At 55.7% G+C, this 21,413-nt stretch carries 19 protein-coding genes; 8 read left to right on the forward strand and 11 right to left on the reverse strand.

Features of this window, described 5'->3' with window-relative positions; genetic code table 11:
- Positions 1-100: 100 nt before the first annotated feature.
- On the reverse strand, positions 101-523 hold the full coding sequence (locus tag RB_RS25800) for a VanZ family protein (RefSeq protein WP_007325360.1): 423 nt from the start codon (positions 521-523) through the stop codon (positions 101-103).
- Between the two features lie 62 nt (positions 524-585).
- Between RB_RS25800 and RB_RS25805 the strand changes: the two genes are divergently transcribed.
- From RB_RS25805 to RB_RS25825, 5 genes are all read left to right on the forward strand, one after another.
- Positions 586-1,407, forward strand: coding sequence for a family 16 glycoside hydrolase (locus RB_RS25805; protein ID WP_164922519.1), 822 nt, complete (start codon positions 586-588; stop codon positions 1,405-1,407).
- Positions 1,404-1,883, forward strand: a complete 480-nt coding sequence (tadA, locus tag RB_RS25810) for a tRNA adenosine(34) deaminase TadA (protein WP_007325362.1) — start codon at positions 1,404-1,406, stop codon at positions 1,881-1,883. The genes RB_RS25805 and tadA overlap by 4 nt, the downstream gene beginning before the upstream one ends.
- 243 nt (positions 1,884-2,126) lie before the next feature.
- Positions 2,127-3,455 carry a leucine-rich repeat domain-containing protein gene (locus tag RB_RS25815; protein ID WP_164922520.1) on the forward strand — a complete coding sequence of 443 codons (1,329 nt, stop codon included), beginning with the start codon at positions 2,127-2,129 and terminating at the stop codon, positions 3,453-3,455.
- Positions 3,455-4,027, forward strand: coding sequence for a DinB family protein (locus tag RB_RS25820; protein WP_011123727.1), 573 nt, complete (start codon positions 3,455-3,457; stop codon positions 4,025-4,027). Before RB_RS25815 ends, RB_RS25820 begins: the two co-directional genes overlap by 1 nt.
- Positions 4,024-4,977, forward strand: coding sequence for an ion transporter (locus tag RB_RS25825; protein WP_007325365.1), 954 nt, complete (start codon positions 4,024-4,026; stop codon positions 4,975-4,977). The genes RB_RS25820 and RB_RS25825 overlap by 4 nt, the downstream gene beginning before the upstream one ends.
- 591 nt (positions 4,978-5,568) lie before the next feature.
- Here the strand turns inward: RB_RS25825 and RB_RS25835 are convergent.
- A complete protein-coding gene (locus tag RB_RS25835) occupies positions 5,569-6,360 on the reverse strand; it encodes a tetratricopeptide repeat protein (protein ID WP_164922521.1) in 792 nt (263 codons plus the stop codon).
- Positions 6,361-6,624: 264 nt separating this feature from the next.
- Between RB_RS25835 and RB_RS25840 the strand changes: the two genes are divergently transcribed.
- On the forward strand, positions 6,625-7,206 hold the full coding sequence (locus RB_RS25840; protein ID WP_007325368.1) for a hypothetical protein: 582 nt from the start codon (positions 6,625-6,627) through the stop codon (positions 7,204-7,206).
- 27 nt (positions 7,207-7,233) lie between these two features.
- On the opposite strand, the gene RB_RS25845 is transcribed toward RB_RS25840, so the two are convergent.
- From RB_RS25845 to RB_RS25890, 9 genes are all read right to left on the reverse strand, one after another.
- A complete protein-coding gene (locus RB_RS25845) occupies positions 7,234-8,757 on the reverse strand; it encodes a sulfatase-like hydrolase/transferase (protein WP_164922522.1) in 1,524 nt (507 codons plus the stop codon).
- A gap of 55 nt (positions 8,758-8,812) precedes the next feature.
- Positions 8,813-10,477: a sulfatase family protein gene (locus RB_RS25850; protein WP_011123733.1), complete on the reverse strand. Its 1,665-nt coding sequence runs from the start codon at positions 10,475-10,477 to the stop codon at positions 8,813-8,815.
- Between the two features lie 102 nt (positions 10,478-10,579).
- Positions 10,580-12,622, reverse strand: a complete 2,043-nt coding sequence (locus RB_RS25855; protein ID WP_011123734.1) for a tetratricopeptide repeat protein — start codon at positions 12,620-12,622, stop codon at positions 10,580-10,582.
- Positions 12,619-14,067: an iron chelate uptake ABC transporter family permease subunit gene (locus RB_RS25860; RefSeq protein WP_011123735.1), complete on the reverse strand. Its 1,449-nt coding sequence runs from the start codon at positions 14,065-14,067 to the stop codon at positions 12,619-12,621. Before RB_RS25860 ends, RB_RS25855 begins: the two co-directional genes overlap by 4 nt.
- On the reverse strand, positions 14,064-15,398 hold the full coding sequence (locus RB_RS25865; protein WP_011123736.1) for a metal ABC transporter permease: 1,335 nt from the start codon (positions 15,396-15,398) through the stop codon (positions 14,064-14,066). Before RB_RS25865 ends, RB_RS25860 begins: the two co-directional genes overlap by 4 nt.
- Entirely contained in the window at positions 15,398-16,240 is an 843-nt protein-coding gene (locus RB_RS25870; protein ID WP_007325374.1) for a metal ABC transporter ATP-binding protein, read from the reverse strand. Before RB_RS25870 ends, RB_RS25865 begins: the two co-directional genes overlap by 1 nt.
- Positions 16,241-16,549: 309 nt before the next feature.
- Complete coding sequence (locus RB_RS25880; protein WP_193427752.1) at positions 16,550-17,620, reverse strand: metal ABC transporter solute-binding protein, Zn/Mn family; 1,071 nt, start codon at positions 17,618-17,620, stop codon at positions 16,550-16,552.
- Complete coding sequence (locus RB_RS25885) at positions 17,617-18,396, reverse strand: NUDIX hydrolase (protein ID WP_011123739.1); 780 nt, start codon at positions 18,394-18,396, stop codon at positions 17,617-17,619. The genes RB_RS25880 and RB_RS25885 overlap by 4 nt, the downstream gene beginning before the upstream one ends.
- Positions 18,393-19,778, reverse strand: coding sequence for a transcriptional regulator (locus RB_RS25890; protein WP_164922523.1), 1,386 nt, complete (start codon positions 19,776-19,778; stop codon positions 18,393-18,395). The genes RB_RS25885 and RB_RS25890 overlap by 4 nt, the downstream gene beginning before the upstream one ends.
- Before the next feature lie 155 nt (positions 19,779-19,933).
- Here RB_RS25890 and RB_RS25895 point away from each other — a divergent pair, with 155 nt between their 5' ends.
- Entirely contained in the window at positions 19,934-20,509 is a 576-nt protein-coding gene (locus RB_RS25895; protein WP_011123741.1) for a hypothetical protein, read from the forward strand.
- Positions 20,509-21,174: a dTMP kinase gene (gene tmk, locus RB_RS25900; protein WP_164922524.1), complete on the forward strand. Its 666-nt coding sequence runs from the start codon at positions 20,509-20,511 to the stop codon at positions 21,172-21,174. The genes RB_RS25895 and tmk overlap by 1 nt, the downstream gene beginning before the upstream one ends.
- Positions 21,175-21,413: the final 239 nt, after the last annotated feature.

Raw genomic sequence — 21,413 nt, forward strand, 5'->3', positions numbered from 1 at the left:
CGTACGAAAGCTAAGATGGGCTCGCGTGATGCGTTGTCCCGTGTTGCGCTGTCATTGGGTCCAAACGCCGAGGGCGAGGTCCTAAGTCGCTGATGAGATCTCAAGTCGCCGACGGCGAGCGGACTGGATCGGACGATTCGCGATGGCTGAGCCAAGCCCAGCGGACCGTCGCGTACAGGATCACGGCCGTCAGCGTTCCCGCAGCGTCGGCTAGGAAATCCATCACATCGGAATGTCGGCCACGCACGAGCGATTGTGTCAATTCGTCGACGCAGGCGTACACCAAGCACATCGCCACAATGATCGGAAACCGACGCCACACCCGTGTGGAGGTCGTGCAATAGCAGAGCAACATCGCCAGCCCAAAGAAGGCCGTGAAGTGCATCACTTTGTCGTTCACCGACGGCAACGCCTTTGGCATCTTTGGTAGATGAGTGCCGATGAAGATGGCGGTCCAGTAGGCGGCCAACGCGATCACAGCCAATCGAAAGCCGAGCAGTCGAAGTTTGGTGACCGGTTGCATCAGCGGTGCTCTCGCGAGGACAATGGGCGTCTACGACAATTCATTTGCTAAAGGTTTCTATCGTGCGTCGGCAATCCACTCCTTCGATCAATCTGGCTTCGATTCCAGCGTCGCGGGCATTCTTCGCGGCGCTCGTGCTCGCACTTGTCCCATCTTCCGCATTTTGCCAGTCCGCGGAAACTCCCCCAACTGCCGCCAAGGGTGCCCCGGCTGCGGAAAAAGCTGGGCATTCGGACGTGAAATGGCGTCCCCTGTCGGAGAAATGGGAGGATGCCCACTTTGGTGGCGACGGCGAAGTCACTCGAGAAAATTGGAAGAAGAAACCCGAGGGCACGGCCGAGAAGCGTCCCGGAGACGGAAGACTTTTCCGTTTGGGGATGGGCGACCCGCTGACTGGAATCCGTTGGGCGGGTGAGTTTCCGAAAGAAAACTACGAACTGCGGCTGCAAGCCCGTCGGACCGATGGATTCGACTTCTTTGCCGCGGTGACATTTCCCGTTGGCAAAGAACACTGCAGCTTTGTGCTGGGTGGCTGGGGCGGTGGCGTTGTTGGAATCAGCAGCATCGACGGCAACGATGCATCAAGCAATGAAACGACCGGCTACAAAGACTTCAAAAACAAGCAGTGGTACAACATTCGAATGCGCGTCGACGAAGAGAACGTGACGGTCTGGATTGATGACTCCGAATGGAGTAGCGTGAACCGATCCGAGCACACGTTCGATATTCGCATCGAAATGGATCCATGCCTGCCGGTGGGGATCGCCAATTTTCAGTGCGAGAGCGAAGTGCGAGGGATCGAGATTCGCAGTCTAGCCAGCGCCACGCGTGACGATGCGTCCGCGAAAGGAACCACCGAGGCGAAAGCGGCGGGCAACCCATGAGTTTGGATCCTCTGGATATCGATCGTCACTGGATGCAGCGGGCGATCGAGATGGCTCAGTCTGCCGCGTTGGAAGACGAGGTTCCGGTCGGAGCCATCATCGTGCGGTCGGGAACGGCGATTGCCGCCGCGGCGAATCAACGAGAAGCCTTGCATGATCCAACCGCTCACGCGGAAATGATCGCCATCACCCAAGCGGCCGCGTCGATCGAAAATTGGCGGCTGGAACAAACCACGTTGTATGTGACGCTCGAACCGTGCTTGATGTGCGCAGGTGCAATCCTGCAAGCTCGCGTGCCCCGGGTGGTGTTTGGCGCCAGCGATCCCAAGGCGGGGGCGGTGACCAGTTTGTATGAAGTGCTGACGGATTCTCGTCTCAACCATCGTTGCGAAATCACGCATGGCGTGATGGCGGAACAGTGCGGCCATTTATTAACCGAGTTCTTCTCTGCCAAGCGTGCATTGGGGAAAAAGTAGGGGAAGAAGTGGAAGTCAATTGACGCTAGAATGCAGGGCCTCCCCAGTCGCTGTCGACTGTCAAGCAATGAGCGGGAAATGAGTGTCAGGTACCTTTTTGTGCGAAGCACCCAAGGGCCGTTCCGGCAAAAGGTACCTGTCACTCATTTCTCGACCGTTCCCAAACCCTCCCACCTATCCCGAGGCCAATCGCCTCGCGCCAAAATGAAACTGAATTTGCTCTCTTGCCCAAGTCCACGAGTCATGACCTTTCATCGTTTGTATTTGACCGGACTGCTTCTCGGTGGTTTGACTCTGACCGGTTGTTCCCGCTCCAACTCCGACGCGGAACCGAAAACGCCGGAAGTTGATGAAACAGTGGTCAATGTTCCCGTGCAAGCGACGCCAGACGATCCCGAAGCGGTGGCCGCTCTGACCGAAGCCGGTTACATCCTGACGAAAAACGACGACGGCAACGTGGTGGAGTTTTCCATCGCCAATCAAAAAGGTGGCATTGAGGAATCCCTGCAACACCTCCGTGGCATTCCGAACACCACGGAGGCAACGTTTAACGGTCCCGGCATTGATGACGCGGGAATGGAAAATTTGAAATCGCTTGCCAATCTGAAACGCTTAACGCTGGCGGACACCGCAATCACGGACCAGACACTTAAAACTGTGGGCGAGATGACCTCGCTGGATGCATTGTTTCTGCGACGCACCGGAGTCACGGATGAGGGTTTGGAGTTGCTCACTGGATTGAGCAAATTGCGAGCAATCGATTTGCGGAACACGAACATCGGTGATGCCGGCATGGATTCGCTCGCCAAGATCAAAACATTGATCGATGTGAAGTTGGAAAAGTCAAAGGTGACCGACGAAGGTTTGGTCAAACTCGCTCCGTTGCCACTGAAGTCCATCAACTTCAACTACTGCACGACGATCAATGGGCCGACGATGAAAATGCTGGGTCAGACTCCGACACTCGAGAATCTGCAGGGGGACTATTCCAAAATCAATGACGAATCGATGGCTGAACTCAAAGGGCTTTCCAAACTCAAACGACTGCGGATTCGCGGCTGTGATGTGACCGGGGAAGGCATCCAACACATCGCCGGCAACAAGGCTCTCGCACGATTCGAACTTCGCGATTCCTCGGTCGATGACGATGGTTTGAAAGTCATCTCGCAATTGCCTGCCGTGACGCACGTCGATATTTCGGAATGCCGTTTGGCATCTCCCGAAGGCATCGCTCAGTTGGGCAAATTGACCGGTTTGACTTACCTTGGGCTCTGGGAAACCAAAACCAACGATGAGACCTTGGCCGGATTTGGCGACTTGGTCAATTTGGAAGAGTTGAATCTGAAGTCCACCGCGGTGACCGATGAATCTTTGCCCGTGCTAATGAAGATGACCAAGTTGAAAACGTTGAATGTTGCTGGAACGCAACTCGGTGACGACAGTTTCCTTGAGTTGGCAAAGCTTCCTAATCTGAAGAGCATGAACGTTGCCAACACCAGCATCGGATTCGATGTCATCGACACGTTGGCTGAGAATCATCCCGACCTCCAAGTCATTGAGTTTGAAAACTGATGCAAGCAAGCGTTACCGCGAGTCGTTCCAAAAGTCGCCGCCCAGGCGACGACGAACTATCGCTCGACTATCACCGTGAACTAGTCAGTCGTGTTCCTGGCCAGTGCGTCCTGCAGGCCATGGACGACCAACTGCATTGGGTTTGCGAGTTGGCCGGTAGTCTCTCGGCAGAGCAGATCGATAAGGTTCACAAGCCTTACACTTGGACGATTCGTCAGGTGGTCGAGCACTGCGTTGATGCGGAGCGAATTGGTGGTGATCGAATGTTGCGGATTGCGGCGGGAGATCAGGGCAACCAACCCGCGTGGGATGAGAACGCTTACGCCGCGGCACGCTTCGGGTTGGGAAACATGCGAGAGCTGATTTCTGAACTCGGGTTCTGCCGGCAAGCCAACACCACGTTGCTGCGGCGAATCAATCCGCGAGCTTGGGACAATGTCGGCACGGTCGATGGCAATCGCATCAGTGTCCGCGGGATGGCTTGGGTGACCGCCGGGCACTTGCTGCATCACTTGGAAATCATTGAACAGCGATGTGATGTTCACGTTTCTCGTGGTCCTCAAATGATATGAGTACCGCGACCGAGAAAGTGTTGCGGCGTCGATTGATCCAGCGTCCCGCGGAGTCCGGTTTGCGGCAGACGCTCTACGACGTGATCTTCGAGGCTGATTCACCACTCGGTCGAGGTTTCGATATCGGGTTGTTGGTCGCCATCATCGCCAGCATTGTGCTGGTGTCGCTCGAGACCGTGCCCGAGTATGGACTGCAACGTGATCCGAACTCTGAGGTTCCGGTCAGTTCTCTGGCGATATGGTTTTGGGTGTTGGAATGGTTTCTCACCATTCTGTTCACGATTGAATATGTGCTCCGTCTGTACTGCGTACGTCATCCGCTGAAGTACGCCTTCAGTTTTTGGGGGATCGTGGACTTGCTGAGTATCCTGCCAAATTATTTGGCGATTTTTGTCCAGTATTCAGCTAAGTCGTTTGTCATCCTCCGCAGCGTCAGGTTGCTGCGAGTCTTTCGAGTGTTGAAGCTTTGGCGAATGATGAGCCAAGCCGATGAGTTGGCAGATGCGGTTTGGAAATCACGAGAAAAGATCATTGTCTTTTTGGCGGTGGTGTTGGTCGCCGTCACCATCAGCGGCACGTTGATGTACCAGATCGAAACGGTGTTGATGGGCCAGTACCACGACAGCGATTTCACCTCGATTCCGCAGTCGATGTACTGGGCGATCGTGACCATGACCACGGTTGGTTATGGAGACGTTGTCCCGCACACCACGATCGGCAAGATCATTTCAGCCGCTCTGATTCTGCTTGGTTACTCGTTAATCATCGTTCCAACCGGATTTGTCAGTGCGGAATTGACCAGCAAGATTGCTGGCGCGGCGGAGCACCATCCGTGCCCGCAGTGTGGTTTGCCAAACCATCGATCCGGAGCGGTTCACTGCGATCGTTGCGGGCATCGATTGGATGAAGCGATCCTTCCAGAACCGGCCCCCGAAGCGACGCCGACATAGCACCGCCGTAACAAGAAGGTTGTTAGAGCAAGATGAAATCAAAGCCACTACAGATGTCGCTCGGCAACATGCTATACGCGACACTCGCTATCGCGGTCTGGCTTGCAGTGCTTCGCGTCTCCTTCGTCGCGGGAACGTTCGTTGTGTTGACGGTGCCACTTTTGATCGCATTGTGGAACCGAAAGATCCTGTTGCAAACGCGAATAATCAGCTCACTTCCTGTACGAGTTCCATTGTTCGTGATCCTCTTCTTCATGTTTTACGTGGCGATGCTCGGACCAGTCTCTTGGCTTCTGCCGGCAGGCCCCATGCCTGCTAAGCAGACACCAATATTTGTTGCAACGGTCGTTCTATTTGCCCCTGTTTATCTGGTCTGTGAAGTGTTTCCGAAGCTACGTGATCCATGCGGGGCCTATCTGAACGCTTGGAGGGCTGACGCTGGGTGAAGTCAAATCTCAATTGCCCGTTGTGGGTGTGGAGGCTGACTTCGTTTTCGTATCATATTGCTCGCCACCACCGAGTGACGCCGGATATTTCCCCGGCCACGGACCAGTATCGGACGACGACGGCGACCATGAATTGACGAGACTTCTAGCGTTCTACAGGTTTGGACGAACATTGCAGGTGATCGGCATAAACACGAGCCACGTCGGCCATGTAGTGGGTCATAGGTGTCTCGGCCGCCCGCCTCATGAACCGCTGAGCTTCTTCCGGTTTGTTCTCCGCATCCGCAATCAGCCCCAGGTACAAATCGGCGTAGAAACGAGCGGACTGCCTGGACGTCGGATGATCGATTGCTTCCACCGCGGCTTCGATTTGTGTCCCATCGCCACCTGGCAGGCGATCAAGGATCTCTGACATCGGAACTCTTCTGTCGCCTGGGGCAGGCAACAACAGTTTGCGAGCCGACTCAATGTCGTTGGCTTTGGCTTCGCAAAGAAATTGCCATGCTGCATTTTCGACGTCGTTGGGGTTCACGCGTCGATGAGCCTCGAACAATTCCCGTCCATCATCAAAACGTCCGGTGAAGAACAGAGCGATTCCGTACTGCCAAAGGTATGGCCGCAATTCCGGAGATTGCTTGATCGCGCTTTCATAGTGAGGAATGGACTCGTCCACTTTGCCACCGCGAAGCAACGCATCCGCCAATGCGACCTCCCGATTCGCGGACCCGGGGGTATCAGCTCGCAAACTAGATTGCGCTCGTTCGATCGATTGCTTATGACGGTCCGAGTGATCCATGCTGGGCGATTGTGCAACCGCGATGGGACTGACCAAGCATGATAGCGAGAGAAAGCAAATCAGGAGTGTGCTGAGCGTTTGACGAGGACGAGTGATCATGGTCATTGTTTCGGATTGGATTGGCTGATTGGAAAGTGGCATGGTCTTCCATGCATGTGAGGAGAACGATGCACAATCGAGGCACACATGCCGGAAACTGTGCCACATGACTCGGGTTGCATTGGGGGGTGAGGCTTTGATAACGCGGAGGGTGAACCATCCTGGCGACAAAAAGTTTACCGAGCAAATGACGACGATCTTGTGAAACTCATTCTTCATTCTTTCGTGTGGCTGATGACTGGCGGTGCGCTGCTAGTATCGTCGGGATGTCGGTTGCCAACCGGTTTGACGCACTCACGATGGGCAATGGAGCATCCAGAATACGCCAAGAAATATGCCGATGGCGTTCCCAAGTCGGATCCGATTGGGAAAGTGAAACAAGCCAGCGACGCACGGTTTTTGAACGGTGCCTCCGGTACTTACGTTTCCGCCGGTGGAGTGTATCGGTCCAATTCAGGTGGCGGTTTTGTCGCGGACGTGGGCAATGAGAATTACTTGACGTCTTATCTCACGCAGAGACTCTCAATCTCTGGAGCCGCCGGGTGGGATCAAGCTTCGATTGGTCTCGACACCGGTTTGCGTCTTCAAACTCCAACTCGGCTGGCGCCCTTTGTGGGAGTGGGTGGCTACCTGGGGATGAACTGGGAGACGGTTGATGCGGACAACGACGGAGTTGACAACGACGACGACGGATCCACCGATGAACTCGGTGAAGAAGACACAGAATACGATCTGGCGCTGGCATCCGTTTATCCCGAAGTGGGCGCCCACTTTTGGTGGACCCCACATGCACGGTTGACCGGGTTTGGACGTTATTGGGTCACAACGGCAGGCCGGGATTCTGATGCCTGGATCATCGGCGGTGGACTGGCATTCTTTCGAAAGTGACGCAACCGTCAGTCCTGGACAAATAGCTCAGGGATTGATCGATGTGTCTTGGGGTTGGTCCCAAAGACGATACGGGTCGTCCAAACGCTGCATCTCCGACAGCAACAACGCCTCCAGTTCCTGGCGTTTCTCAGCGTAAGCTGGATCTTCTGCTAAGTCCGTTTCGAGTTCCGACTCTCGTTTGTGTTCGGGCAGATATTCCAGTGGGTTGGCAGCCAAATTGAACAATTGGGTTTCGCGGACTTTGCCGTCTAACGCGTCGTACTTGATCAGTTTCCAGTCGCCCTTCTTCACGCTTCGCATGCCCGGTTTGGTTCCGCCGCAGTAGACGCCATAGAGGACATCGCGAAGGACGTCTTTTTCGCCGCGGAGGACCGGTTGCAGAGATTGCCCTTCCAGTGTCTCAGGCGGATCAATTTTCGCGAGATCAACCAAAGTAGGCAATAAATCGAGCAGGTACAAATTGCCAATGGCACGTTTCCCCTTGGGAATGCCAGGCCCCTGGATGATGAACGGAACTCGCCAAGTGTGTTCGTAGAGATTCTGTTTCCCTTGCAGGCCATGACGCCCAATCGCCATCCCATGATCGGACGTGTAAACGATGTAGGTGTTGTCTAGTTCGCCCATCTCTTCGAGCCGACGAAGCACCTTCCCAATTTGAATATCGATGTTTTCACTGCAAGCAAATTCTCGACCGAGCTCGTTGCGAATCGTTCGTTCGTCGCGACGATCCCACACGCCTTTCACACTGACTTCATCGCGAAGATTGGGGTGTCCATGATGAAACGGGTGAGCTTCCAAATGGTTCGGTGGCAACGGTGGTTGCTTCGGATTCGCGGGAGGCAGCGTATCGCGATCGGTATGATTGGTGGCTCCATACTTGGCCAGCAATTCAGGGGTTCCGTCTCGCGTGTCGTGAGGATGCGAGAAACCAAAGTAGATCAAGAACGGATCTTCGTCCGCAGCCGCATCGCGCTTGTCGAGGTATTCCAAAACTTGTTTGCCATGCCATGCGCTGCCTGATTCCTCGGTTCCGCTACGCTTGGTTGCATCATGCACGACGGTGAATTTTTCGTTGGCTGCCGGGTAGCTGTTGCCCTTTTTGCAGGTTCGCATGGTGTCGTAACCCGCCCGATTGAAGATCGCTGCCATGGTGTATTCGGGCAGGTCTTCCGGAGCCAGCTTTTCGTCGGGGTAGCGGACGCTTTGGTTTTGATTGCGTTGCTTCGCGTTTTTGGGGCGTCGTTGCGGAAGGTGCCAAACGGTTCGTCCCGTCATGATCATGTGGCGTGACGGAGTGCAGACGGCACCTGACCATGCACCCATATGATGGGCGCCATCGAACACCATCCCTGACGCAGCCAAACGATCGATGTTGGGTGTGTCGAGCGGCGAATCCGGGTTGTAAATTTTCAGGTCCAGTGGCGATTGATCATCGACCACGATCACTAGAAAGTTGGGGCGTTCATTAGCGGTGGCTGACGAAACGCATGCGAGGGTGAGCAACGCAGTCAAAGGAAGCCATCGGAGGACGGGGCTGAGTGGACGCATCGGGATCTCTTGGGGGATGAATGCGGGGGTGCGACTCGGTGGGTAATTCACGAGATCAGGGTTGGGTGTTGGTGTACTCCGAAGGTTCCATCCAACGAAGATCCTCCCAGTGACCGGTGTCGTTTGGTTGAGGATCGCCGGAAGTGCTTCGCCCGTTCACAACGATCTTTGTGAGAGCATTTCGCAAGCGGCGAACAACCGTTGGGTGATCCGATGAGATGTCTTGGGATTCCGATGGGTCGTTGGCGAGGTTGTAGAGTTCTCCTTCATCGTTGTCTCGCCTTGGTGCGATCCATTTCCAGTCGCCCGCGGTGATTGCGAATTCGCCTCGTACGCCATGGTTGATCAACGGAACTCGGTGATGTTCGTAGGACGGGTCGAGCAAAATTGATGCAAAGCTGTGGCTGTCTTCAGCAGCTTCGTCGGGCAACGGTCGGCCAAGCAGTTCGGCCACGGTCGCCAATAAGTCGACTTGTCCGACCAACGCATCACTGATTCGGCCGGGTTGCTTGATGCCGTTGGGCCACCGGGCGAGCATGGGGACACGGTGGCCGCCTTCGTAGATATCGCGTTTGCCCCCTCGATAAGAACCATTGCTGTGATGACCGAAGTCATCGATGCGTTGCTTCCATGATTTTTCGGGACCGTTGTCGCTGGTCAGAATGACGAGCGTGTTGTCGGTCAATCCGTTGGCTTCCAAGTGTTTGAGCAAGCGTCCAAGGTGGTGGTCCGTTTCGATCATGAACTCGCCATAGCCGCCACAATCCCCCTGCCCCCAATACTCGGGCAGTGGGCACACTGGATAGTGCGGCGAAGTCAGTGGCAGGTACAGGAAAAATGGCGGTGCGTTCGACGCTGATTCGTTGCCCGGTGTGGCGGTTGCTTCCGTGATCCACTCAATGGCTTCGTCGGTGAAACGAGTCAAGCATTGATTGTCGACAAAGTCATCTGCGACCTCGATGGTGGTGTTCTTGAAACGCTTTCGAGCTTCGGTCTCCGTCTCCTGGTAGGGAGGCATGATGCGATAATCGACGTGCCGTTTGTTTGGCTTTTTTCCGGTCCAAGACTTTGGAGGAACCGCTGCGTGGCGACCGTCAAACCACGCCAGCACTCCGTAGTTCAATGAGGCGGGGATTCCAAAGAAGTGATCAAAGCCTTTGTCGAGTGGCATGTCGCGAACGGGTTGCGACCAGTCTCGCTTTTTGGGTGAGCCAGGAAACTGCATTCCAAGATGCCATTTACCGACCATGCCGGTCTGATACCCTTCGTCGCGAAGAAACGACGCAAGAGTCATCCGATCGTCCGCGATCAAACACTTTCCTTCGGCATTCATCACGCCACGTTTGAGCGTTGTTCGCCAACTGTAGCGGCCGGTCAGCAATCCGTAGCGAGAAGGGGTGCAAACACTGTCGCTGGAATGAGCGTTTGTAAACGTCAGCCCTTCTTTTGCGAGGCGGTCCATATTGGGCGTCTCGAATTTTGCATCGGGGTTCATGCTGCTGACATCCCCGAAACCCTGGTCATCGGTGTAGACGATGATCACATTGGGACGAGTGTCGGTCGAACCGATCACCGGGTTTTGCTGAGCGACCGCCCTGCGAGTCGAGACAGACAAGCAAACCAAACCAACGGCCAGAATCGCGATTGCGCGAAGGCTAAGATTCGATTGGGACAACCGAAGTCGCGAGTGAAGTGAAATCCAGGTTGAATCCGAGCGCATGTTGAAGCCGGCGATGCTTGGGAAGCGAAGTTACCAGGATGGATTGTATTCCAATCCCGAATCGCTTTCGTATCACACGGTCATTTTTCGCCCAGCGATGATCTACTGTTGCTGAGGTTGAAGACGCTCGGCTCGTCGAAAGTACTGCTCAGCTTCGCTCGTATTCCCCAGTGCATCGTGCATCGCGCCAAGGTTGTAGGTTGCACTCAGGTGATTGGGGACGATTTCTAGCACGCGCTCGAAGTAGCCGATGGCGTCTTCGGTCCGTTGTTGATTTGCCGCGATCACGCCCAAGTTCAAAAGTGCGCTGACGTCTTCCGGGGATTCGTCCAGGACGCTCTGCCACACCTTGCTAGCGTCTTCCCACCGCTGGGCCGACATCAACACTCGACCAAGGTTGGTGCGATGATCCATTCGCTCGGGAGCGAGTTGCACCGCCTTCTGAAACAATTCGATCGCCTCCTCGTTGCGTCCTTGCGCCGAACGAAGCGTCGCTAGATTCCCGTATGAGTTGGCGTAGTTCGGATCAATTTCAATGGCTTGTTTCAGTGTCGCCTCGGACGCTTCAAAGTCACCCATCATTCCCTGGGTCGCGCCCAATCCGTTGTAAGCTTCGGCGAGTCCAGGGTTCAGTTCGGTGGCACGGGTGTAGAGTGACAATGCTTCCTCCAGGTCACCCAGGTTTTGACGTGCTTGAGCCAAGTTGATGACTGAGTCGGCGAAGTTCGGTTTGATTTCCAACGAGCGACGCAGGTGTGTTTCGGCCTCGAGGTAGTCGCCACGTCGGTTCAGCAAGGCACCCAAATTGTTGTGAGCCATGAACGAGTTCGGGTTCTTCTCCAGGGTGTCTCGCCAAAGGACTTCCAGTCCGCTGTAAATCGTCGCTTGGCTAAACGCCACCGTGGCCAACAGCAACGCTGCGCCGCCTGCCATCAACTTGGGAAGGTGTCGGCCCAGCCCATATTCTTCTTCGTCGTCCTGTTCTTTGGATTGAAGCCAAGTTGCCACCACGCCAACGATCAATGCGATCAATGGAACACTGGCCATGTAAGCAAAGTGGTCGGCGACAAAAGAGAAACGCATGGGGTAAACATCAAAGAAACCCAAAGCGGGAAACAGCGTTCCGGCATACAAGCAAACCGCTGCGATTGGGCCACGTCCCAGCCGATGACGCATCAAAAACAACGTGACCATGACGGCAACGGCTGCGATCGGGAATGCGTTTTGGGACCATGACGTGACGTCAATTTCCCATCGCGGGTAGGTGAAGATCAACTCGGTCGGCCAAACCAGTTTTCCCGCGTAAAACCAAAGGGCTCTGCCCGCGATCAAGACTCGCTGCCATGGGGATAGTTCCCAGTCGATGCCGCTAGCGCCCACCTGAAACTTTTCCAACCAAACGGTCAGCAATCCCATTCCGATCCCGATCACGAAGAATGGAGCCAGGACGGCAACGTCTCGCAGACGAACCGTGCCACGTTTCCACCAGATCATCACAATCAACGCGGCAGGCAGCGTGGACGCGACGGTCTTGCTCAACAAAGCTGCAATGAAGCACAGCAGTGCCAGTGCGTACCAACGTCGGTTCCGGGGCGCGGACTCATCTGCGATCTCGGGTTGAGTGAAGTCCCAGTACCTCAGCCAACAAAGAATCGTCAGCAATGTGAACAACCCGGATAGAACGTTCTTTCGTTCGGTGATCCATGCGACGGATTCGACGTGCATCGGGTGAACTGCAAAGAGCAACGCCGCGACGTAGGCACCCGGCACTGAGAAACGTGACAGCACACGCCAAAGCAGCAACGCACTGATGCAGTGGACAATCACGTTGACCAAGTGATAACCCATCGGATTCAGGCCCCACAGATGATTCTCAATCCAGAACGAACTGTGAACGATGGGATAGTACTGCGGCGTCGCTGACGGATCCGTCCAGATCGCAATCAGACCGTTGATCGTGTGGAGCGTCGGATTCTCGGTGACGTAGTCGTCGTCATCCCAAATGAAACCACCTTGGATTGCAGGCAGGTAGGCGATCATGGTCAATGCGAAGAGTGCCGCAGCTAACATCGCAGTCACAAGCGAGTTGGTGCTGCGAGATGGCTCGTCTGCCGCGGCAAGATTCGATTCCAGGCTGGCGCTCATGATTGTTTGTCACTTGCCGAGGGGATGGGGCTGCCGTGCGGGTCTTTCTCTGGCGAATCGGTTTGGTGATCGAGTTGGTCCTGCAGTTGTCGATCCGTGAAGTGCTCGAGTTGGTGGGCTTTCTGGTGAATTCGACTGCCTTCTAAATCCACCCGCGTGACCAAGTACTGTTCCCACAACCGGTGCGAGCGAACCAATGATTCCGCCTCGGTTCGGCCAACGTCGGTCAGCTTTGGAACAAACACTTCGGAATGGTCTTTGTCATTGGCCGTGCTGGTCGAAGCATCCGCTTGAGCCGTTTCGATGCGACCTCGCCATGCGTGATACTTCACCGCTGACTTGATTGCGAAACGGTTGGTCAGCAACACATCGGCCATCCAAGCATCCAGGTCGGCTTGCATTGCCATCGCGTCAGCGATTGGCCGTTCGTCCAGCGTCTTTTCTTCCATTCGATAAAGTAACGCTAGCACGTCGTCGGTCAAAATGGTCCACCGCAGCCATTGTTTGCGGAACCACTGTGGAATCAGTCCACGACGAGGTGAACCGACAACGGCCAGAGTGAATGCGAAACCGGTGGCAACTGCCATCATGCCGGCGGTGGTCGTGCTACGGAAACCGAACCAAGTTGGGATTTCGACGGCGGCGACATGTCCGGCCCATGCGCAGACGGCACCTATCAAGCAAGCCAGCACGATCATCATGCCCAACCGATCGGTCAGCAAATAGGCGGTCGCGGCGGGCACGACCAGCATGGCAACGACCAAGATATTGCCCACGCTTTCGAAACAGGCAACGGCCGTCACGGCGACCAAAGTCATCAGTACATAGTGAATCGCTTTGGCCGAGAACCCGCTGGAGGTGGCCAGTTCAGCGTCAAAGGTTGCCATCTTCAGTTCCTTGAAGAACAAGATGACAAATGCCGCGTTGATGAAAGTCACGATCGACAGAACCACGACCACGCGAGGGATTTCGGTGGAACCGAGAATCGGTATGGGAACCGTCCACGTATCCAGTGGCGTGGATTCAATCGCACCGTAGAGCACGCATCCGGGATCGAGATCCACTCGGTCGGCGGCCAACACAATCATCACCAAGCCGGCGGCAAACAACGTGGTGAAGACGACGCCCATGGAGGCACCTTCGTCGACTTCACCACGAACGTGAATCCAGTCTGATAGGAGTGCGGTGAGAACACCCACGATCACCGCACCAAGGAACATCCAGCCGCTGCTTCGGCTGCCCGAGATGAGAAAAGCCGCGGCCAAACCGGGCAACACCGCGTGGCTGATCGCATCACCAAGCAGGCTCATGCGGCGAAGTACCAAAAAGCAACCGAGCAGCGACGAGGCGACCGCGCACAGCATCCCCGCCGCGACGATCCAACCGTCCAACGCCCAATTCCATTCCACCATCCAAAATGGTTCGGTGTCAGCCTGTCCGATCATGCTTCGACTCCTTCGGTGGAGGAAGCGTGCGGGTCGGTTGGCATACGACGTTCACCCAGTTCTGCGTTGAGCAGCGATTCGAGTTCTGCAACCGTTTCGGGTTCGAGCACGTGTTCAATCGCATCGGCATCCCGGTCGACTCGTTGAGGAGCGATGTCGGCATGGTGAATCAAATACAGTTCCCACAATCGGTGACGCCGTGTCAGCCGGCGAGCCTCCGATTCACCTCGTTTGGTGAGGGCGAATTCCATCTTTGTAATGTTCTCGCTGATCCATCCATCGCTGGATGCCTGTTCCAAAATTTTACGCAATCGTTTGTTCGACCAACTGCGGGCTTGCACCAATTCTTCCCAAGAAACGGACAGCCGGCTCGGGTCGGTTTCGAACAATTCGTAGAGTTCTCGCAGCAGGTGCTGACGATCGATGCTGGCGTTGAGGGACCGACGACGCCACATCCGAATCAGCAAACCGCGGCGGGCACCGACAAAGAAACTGATGAGAAAACCCACTCCGGTTGTCAGCACGATCATCGCACCGCTGGGCAGTCGCGGCAGCATCGCGCTGGCGGCGGCTCCCACCAAACACCCCACCATTCCGATCGCTGACGAGAGCACCATCATCCAAACCAAACGGTCCGTCCAAAACCGAGCCGAAGCGGCGGGGATGACCAAAAGCGCGATCACCAATACGAGGCCAACCGCCTGCAGGCCGATGATCGTGATCACCACCACGACGCTCATCAATGCCGCATCGAGCAACACGACCGGGTAGCCTCGCGAGCCGGCAAAGGCTTCGTCAAAACAAAGCAGCTTGAATTCCTTGAACAGCCCCACGCAGATCACCACGCAGATCAACGATGCGATCGCGATCAACCACGCGTCGCTCGCGACCATCGATGCGGTTTTGCCGTAGATGAATGATTCCAGTCCTGCCTTGTTGCCGTTTTTCATCTGTTGGGCGATGCCGAGCAGTTCCAGACCGAGTCCGAAAAAGACACTCAGCACGATGCCCAACGCAGCATCCTCTTTAATACGAGTGCCACGTCGGATGATCAGAATGGAAGCGATTCCAAACATTCCCGAAGCGGTGGCACCGGCCAGCAAAACCGGCAATGAACGGCCATCGCCACCCATCGCGGTCACCCAAAGGAATGCGATCGCAATACCGGGCAGCGCAGCGTGCGCGAGAGCATCGCCCACCAACGCTCGGCGACGAAGCAACGTGAAGCAGCCGACCAGTCCAGCGGCGAGCCCCAGCATCGCGGCCCCAAATATCACGACTCGCGTGTTGTGATCTTGCAGACTGATCACCCGCCAAAGTTGCTCGGTCATCAGATCGAACGTTCCCGACGACGCATGGCTTCGGTGGCTTCGTCCAACAATGTCAAACGGCCCCCGTATGTCTTCTGCAAGTTTTCGCTGGTGAAGACATCCTCGGTTTTGCCCGACGCAACGACTCGCATGTTCAGCAACACGACGTAGTCAAAGTAGTCAGGCACCGATTGCAAATCGTGGTGAATGACGACGGCGGTTTTGCCATCGGCACGCATCTGACGCAGCAGATCGATGATCGCCGCTTCCGTTGCCGCGTCAACGGCGGCGAGCGGTTCATCCATTAAATACAAATCCGCGTTTTGGACGAGTGCTCGCGCCAAGAAGGTGCGTTGTTGTTGCCCACCGGACAGTTGGCTGATTTGACGGTGAGCCAAGTCCGCGATGCCGACTCTCGCCAGTGCTTCACGAGCCAAGTCGCGATGCTTTTTGCGAACCGGCATGCACCAACCCAAGCGTCGATACAAACCCATCGTCACCACATCGAGTGCATCCACCGGAAAGTCCCAGTCCACGCTCTCGCGTTGCGGGACGTAGCCGACTCGGCCGCGGGATTTGGCGTAGGGTTGGCCAAAGACCTCGACTCGCCCCGATGCTCGCGGAATCAAGTCCATGGCGGCTTTGAGAAGCGTGCTCTTGCCGGCGCCGTTGGGACCAACAATGCCGACCAAATTGCCAGCCGGAATCTCCAGTTCGACATCCCAAATGACCGGTTTGCGGTGATACGCCACCGTCAAATCGTCAACCTTCAACGCAATGGACGACGACCCTTCCCCGTCGCCGGTTGATCCGGCGGGTTTGTTCGAAACAAAGGAATCGGCGGGGGGGACGGACGAACTCATGGACTAACACTGAGGGGCTGGAATAGCGGTCTGTTGATTTAGTTGTATACCGAATGACAACAATTAGCCGATGGGCGTTGGCCGAATGACACTTACTTCACCCTCCCTCAGGGAGGGTCGGCCCGCTTCGGGCCGGGGAGGGCGAACCTAAAACCAGGTGTGTAACCCTCCCCTTGCTTCGCTCGACCCTCCCAGGGGGAGGGTGAATTCGTAAAGTAAGTGCCATTGGGCGTTAGCCCTGGTTGGCTTCTTGTTAACCGCCGCTAACGCGGTGCGGCTCATTCAATCAACAGGCTGCTAGGACGAAATCTAGTTTGGGGCGTTGGACGATTCGTTGATCGTATCCGCGTCCATGCTCAGTTTGCCTCGCAATCCATTTTCCGGGGCTTCGCCTCCCAGAGCTCGAGTGATCAAGGTCACATTGTGATCAATCATGCCCAGGTAGGTGCCTTCGTATGTTCCCTCTTCACCGGCAGCATCCGAAAACAGTTCGCCGCCAATCGTGACGGAGTGCCCACGCGAATTGGCGCCATCGATCAAAGCTTGGATGCTCTTGCCGTTGACGCTTGTTTCGACGAAGACAGCCGGAACCTTCTTTTCGACAATCAAGTCGACCAGCTCATTGATGCGTTGCAAACCAGCTTCTGAATCAGTTGAAATGCCCTGCACGCCCATCACATCAATCCCGTACGCTCGTCCAAGGTAGCCGAACGCATCGTGTGAGGTGATCAAGATTCGTTGGTCTTCCGGGATGGTCGCGAGGGCGGCTTTGGCATCGTCAGCCAGCAACTGCAGCTCTGCTTGATACTTCTCCGAATTGGCTTGGAAGGTACCTTGATAATCAGGCAATTCCTCCCCCAAAACAGTCGCGACTTTGTCGGCCGTGAGCGACCATAGTTCGACGTCGAACCAAACATGCGGATCGGCATGACCTGATCGTTCAGAATCTGAAAGGAGTTTGTCCTTGTCCAAGTGTTCGGTCACCGCGATCACTTGTTTCGACTTTCCAACCTTCTCAAGCGTGAAGGACATTTTGCCCTCGAGCATCAATCCCGAATAGAACACCACGTCCGCCTCTTTGATTTGAGCCATGTCGTCTCGAGTCGGCCTGTAGAGGTGTGGGTCAACGCCGGGCCCAAGCAACACGGTGACTTCGATTTGGTCACCGCCGACGGCTTTGACGACGTCGCCCACCATGGCCGTCGTCGCGAGAACTTGCAGCTTGTTGCTCTTCGTTTTGCCGGCGGAGTTGGTGCATCCTTTGGTTGCCGCAAAACCGAAAATCAACATTGCTCCGGCCATCAGCACGACCGCCCAGCGAGACGCTGTTGATCGGGCGGGCGCGTGCGCTGAAGGCTCGGTGGGAATCGCAGAATTCATTTGGAGGTCTTCTTTCGTTCTTGAAGCCATTGTTCCACCGCGATTCGATTGGATGGGAATGCCATGTTGTTCAGTTCACGTTTGGTCGGAACGCACCATTTGAATTCAGTCAGTTCACTCGGTTCCAATTGGATTTTCGCATTTGCGTGCACTTTGCAAACAAAGAACAAATCAATCACATCAGCGGTCACGCCAGCGTAGGTGTAATTGTTCGGGCCGGTGGTCAATAGCGACAGTTCGGTCACTTTGAGTTGTGTTTCTTCGGTGACTTCACGACGCAATGCTTCTTCAATGGACTCGCCTCGATCGACAAAGCCGCCCGGCAATCCCCACTGACCTTTACCTGGGTCGCGTGCTCGACGGACGAGCAACAGTTCTTGGTCTTCGTTGACGATCAATCCACCGACTGCGGCAACGGGACCGAAGAAGAACGCGAAACCGCATTCATGGCACCGAAATGGAATTTCACCGGGGTTGTCGTTGGGCGTTTGGCACGACGGACAATACCGAAACGCTTTTTCAATCGGTTCTTGAGAACGCTTTGGTGGTGCGGAGCTCTTTTTGCGAACGCTCTTGACGGCAGATTTCTTCGCCGTCTTCTTCGTCGATTTCTTCGGCTTTTTGGTGGTCGATCTCCCAACGCTACTCTTGCTCGTCGGGTGTGCCGCGGGATGAGAGGAGCGAGTTGATTTGCGAGAAGACTTCTTCGCCGATTTTCGCGAAGCGGACTTCTTGGTCAATTTTTTGACAGTTGCAGCGCTGGGTTTTTTCTTCATGGTTCGACCTCCTCATCGGTCATGGAGAAGGCAACGATGGATTCGGTGTGGTAATGCGCCGCCCGCAAAACCCCGGCACCGCTCAGACGTGCTCCCAAAGTTCGGAGCTCTTCGATCGAATGAATCACACCCATCCCGAGTGATTCGACCATGTCGTCATCCAACTGGCAGTGCAACAGCACGTGTCCATCGGCAATCAATTGATTCCACTGGCGTGCCAATGGCGTTTCCGCATCCCAGTTCTTGAATGCTGTGTCTTGATCCAAATCGTCGGATCCGTTTGGTTGCGAATCTGCATCATCCAGTTCTGCTGCCTCCGCATTGGATTCGATTCCAATCGGTGGCTGACCAAGTTCACGCAACCAGACTGGGCTGGGGGAGGTCTTGACCTGCGACCAAATCACAATCGTTCCGCCCAGGGTGACGTGACGTCCGGCAGCGATCGCGGCGCGAGCCAGGTTCGCCCAAGTCTGCGACGCTTCGTCTCCGTCGAGAGCGGCGACCACCATTTCGGCAGTGGGCACGGTTTCACTGATGGCGGCCGAAGTGCTCGCGGATTCTTCGCTGTCCCAAGATTCTTGGTCGGCCGTTTCGCCACTGGCGTAAAGGTTGGTCAATTCATGACGCAACGCATCGGGGGTTCCCGCGATCAATCGACCGAGTTCGCCGGCTGCATCAGCGGAAACCAGCATCATGACTTGCACACCCAACAACCACGCCGCTTCGGATGGTTCGGTTGTCACACCCGTTTGATAGCGGTGTTGGGTCGCCGCATCGGCAAACAGCGGGAAGATGCCAGTGGGATCAATGTTGTTGATCGCGTCGCGAGCTCGTGCCGAAAGGATCGGCAACGTGAAATCGGCGTCGACCAAGTCCTTCGCTAAGTAGACCGCTTCGGCGTTTTCGTCGGCAACGATGTAACGCAGGCTTTCGCGGCGATGCGGTTCATGGCGAACGACTTCCACCTTCATTGGCTTGAGCGTTTCCTGGCCGGCCTGCACTGCCTCGAGTTCCTCTTGCAGCCGCGCCGTCAAAGATTCGTCGGCTTCATGCCATAGCACCACGCTGACCTTTCCCGCGTTGGCTTTGACAAGCGTCGAAAGCACGCCTTGCAAGACGTCCGAGACCCGCGGCACGTTGGGATCGACCGCCAAAGCCACATGGTCACCGGGAACGATGGCTTCGACAACGGTTGGGAAATCCACCGGCGTTTGCAACATGCTCTCAGCCAGTTTCGCGATCGCCTCAGGCGAACCATTGACAGGTTGTGAGCGAGCCGAGAACGACCCCGCCACCGCGGCAGGTCTCAACTCCCACAATTCGCCTTCGACAGCCCCGCGGTAATCCTGGGCTGAGACGACTGGCAACGAAACACGTTTCATGGAACAAGTGACTAAAATGAACGGGATGACCGATTGGATGAAAGCGACCACGCGGCGCTGAGATCGAATGCGGTTATCGTATCGAATCGCGGTTCCTTGGGAGACCCCAGCGGATCGCAACCAAGCAGCTCTCCTCCTCTTTTCTGGCAATTGCGATGACTCAACTCCTTGCTGAACAACCGCTCGTGGTTTCGATCATGCTGGGGGTTTTGGCCGCGGCACTGATTTTTAGTTGGTTGCAAACTGGCAAAAAGGCATTGGTCATCGCCGGTTTGATTTGCGCGGCATTGATTCCTGTCGCTTGGGTCATCGCTGGGAATTGGGTAACCGATGAGGAACGGATCGAGACATTGATTTACGACGTCGCCAAAGCCGTCGAAGAGGAACGGTATGACGATGTGGTGGAGCTGATTGGTGCTGACCAAACCAAATCACAAGCCGGAAACGAACTTCAACGCTACGAATTTGAAGTCGCCAAGGTCGGCAACATTCGTTCCATCAAAATGGTTCAGGGATCGGTGCCGCCACAAGCGAACGTGGACATGACGGTGAAGGTAACCGTCAGCGAAAAACGCGGGTCCATCAAGAACGTATCGATTCCGCGACGTCTAATGCTGACATTTGAGAAAAGCGGCGACCCCAATGCAGCCCATGGTGGGTGGCTGGTGTCGGAATACGCTCATATGCCTGTCATCGGCAAACCCGACGCCTACTCGACGGGGACGTTTTAATGTCGCCCGGTCCTGGCAATACAGACATGCCGCAAACAAAATCGTCGCCGATCGCTCACCCGTATCCGGGGCGATTGATCACGTTGGATGGAATCGACGGTGTTGGGAAATCATCCCAGATCGAAATCTTGGCTGAGCGTCTACGATCCGAAGGCCGCAACGTTCTCTGCGTGCGAGATCCCGGTTCGACCGATCTGGGCACGAAGCTGCGAGCGATGTTGCTGGACAGCGATTTGGAAATGCATCGTCGAACGGAGGCTATGCTGTTCATGGCCAGTCGCTGCGAGATGATCGAATCCACTTTGCGATCGGCGCTCGCTGATGGAGTGACGGTGATCAGCGACCGATTCTTGCTGGCCAACGTGGTCTATCAAAGCGTCGGCGGAGAAGTCGACGCGCAGACGTTGTGGCAACTTGGACGACTCGCGTGCGGCGGAGTTCAGCCGGACGTGACGCTGTTGCTGGATTTGCCCGCTGAGATTTCGATGCAGCGAGTCGGTGGCGAAGCCGATCGAATGGAATCGCGAGGCGTCGATTACATGGCCAAAGTTCGGCAAGCCTTCTTGGACGAATTGCCCAACGCCGGTGGTCGCACACACGTCATCGATGCATCGGGAACGATCGAAGAAGTCGCCGAAACCATCGCAGCGATCGAGCTGTTCTGATTCAGCCTGTAGGTCTCTACTTCCCGCACACCTGGACGACATCGATCGTTGCAGTGGCAGCCGCCGGGCGACGGAGCATTTCAGAATGTGGCTAGGACGTTACAGACTGTTTTCCGATTTGCCGAAGACGCCGGCTCACAAAACCAAGGTCACTTCAGCCGAAGGCCGTTAGGCCCGGTTATCTCGCCAAAATTCAAGCCAGGCCAACCTTCCAACCAACCGCGAACTCGCCCACCCCT

This window comes from Rhodopirellula baltica SH 1, from assembly GCF_000196115.1.
In the GTDB taxonomy this organism is placed as follows: domain Bacteria; phylum Planctomycetota; class Planctomycetia; order Pirellulales; family Pirellulaceae; genus Rhodopirellula; species Rhodopirellula baltica.

Coding starts and splice junctions, on each gene's coding strand:
- RB_RS25800 (WP_007325360.1), bottom strand. CDS start 523: ATGCAACCGGTCACCAAACTTCGACTGCTCGGCTTTCGATTGGCTGTG.
- tadA (WP_007325362.1), top strand. CDS start 1,404: ATGAGTTTGGATCCTCTGGATATCGATCGTCACTGGATGCAGCGGGCG.
- RB_RS25815 (WP_164922520.1), top strand. CDS start 2,127: ATGACCTTTCATCGTTTGTATTTGACCGGACTGCTTCTCGGTGGTTTG.
- RB_RS25820 (WP_011123727.1), top strand. CDS start 3,455: ATGCAAGCAAGCGTTACCGCGAGTCGTTCCAAAAGTCGCCGCCCAGGC.
- RB_RS25825 (WP_007325365.1), top strand. CDS start 4,024: ATGAGTACCGCGACCGAGAAAGTGTTGCGGCGTCGATTGATCCAGCGT.
- RB_RS25835 (WP_164922521.1), bottom strand. CDS start 6,360: ATGCCACTTTCCAATCAGCCAATCCAATCCGAAACAATGACCATGATC.
- RB_RS25840 (WP_007325368.1), top strand. CDS start 6,625: ATGGAGCATCCAGAATACGCCAAGAAATATGCCGATGGCGTTCCCAAG.
- RB_RS25845 (WP_164922522.1), bottom strand. CDS start 8,757: ATGCGTCCACTCAGCCCCGTCCTCCGATGGCTTCCTTTGACTGCGTTG.
- RB_RS25850 (WP_011123733.1), bottom strand. CDS start 10,477: ATGCGCTCGGATTCAACCTGGATTTCACTTCACTCGCGACTTCGGTTG.
- RB_RS25855 (WP_011123734.1), bottom strand. CDS start 12,622: ATGAGCGCCAGCCTGGAATCGAATCTTGCCGCGGCAGACGAGCCATCT.
- RB_RS25860 (WP_011123735.1), bottom strand. CDS start 14,067: ATGATCGGACAGGCTGACACCGAACCATTTTGGATGGTGGAATGGAAT.
- RB_RS25865 (WP_011123736.1), bottom strand. CDS start 15,398: ATGACCGAGCAACTTTGGCGGGTGATCAGTCTGCAAGATCACAACACG.
- RB_RS25870 (WP_007325374.1), bottom strand. CDS start 16,240: ATGAGTTCGTCCGTCCCCCCCGCCGATTCCTTTGTTTCGAACAAACCC.
- RB_RS25880 (WP_193427752.1), bottom strand. CDS start 17,620: ATGAATTCTGCGATTCCCACCGAGCCTTCAGCGCACGCGCCCGCCCGA.
- RB_RS25885 (WP_011123739.1), bottom strand. CDS start 18,396: ATGAAGAAAAAACCCAGCGCTGCAACTGTCAAAAAATTGACCAAGAAG.
- RB_RS25890 (WP_164922523.1), bottom strand. CDS start 19,778: ATGAAACGTGTTTCGTTGCCAGTCGTCTCAGCCCAGGATTACCGCGGG.
- RB_RS25895 (WP_011123741.1), top strand. CDS start 19,934: ATGACTCAACTCCTTGCTGAACAACCGCTCGTGGTTTCGATCATGCTG.
- tmk (WP_164922524.1), top strand. CDS start 20,509: ATGTCGCCCGGTCCTGGCAATACAGACATGCCGCAAACAAAATCGTCG.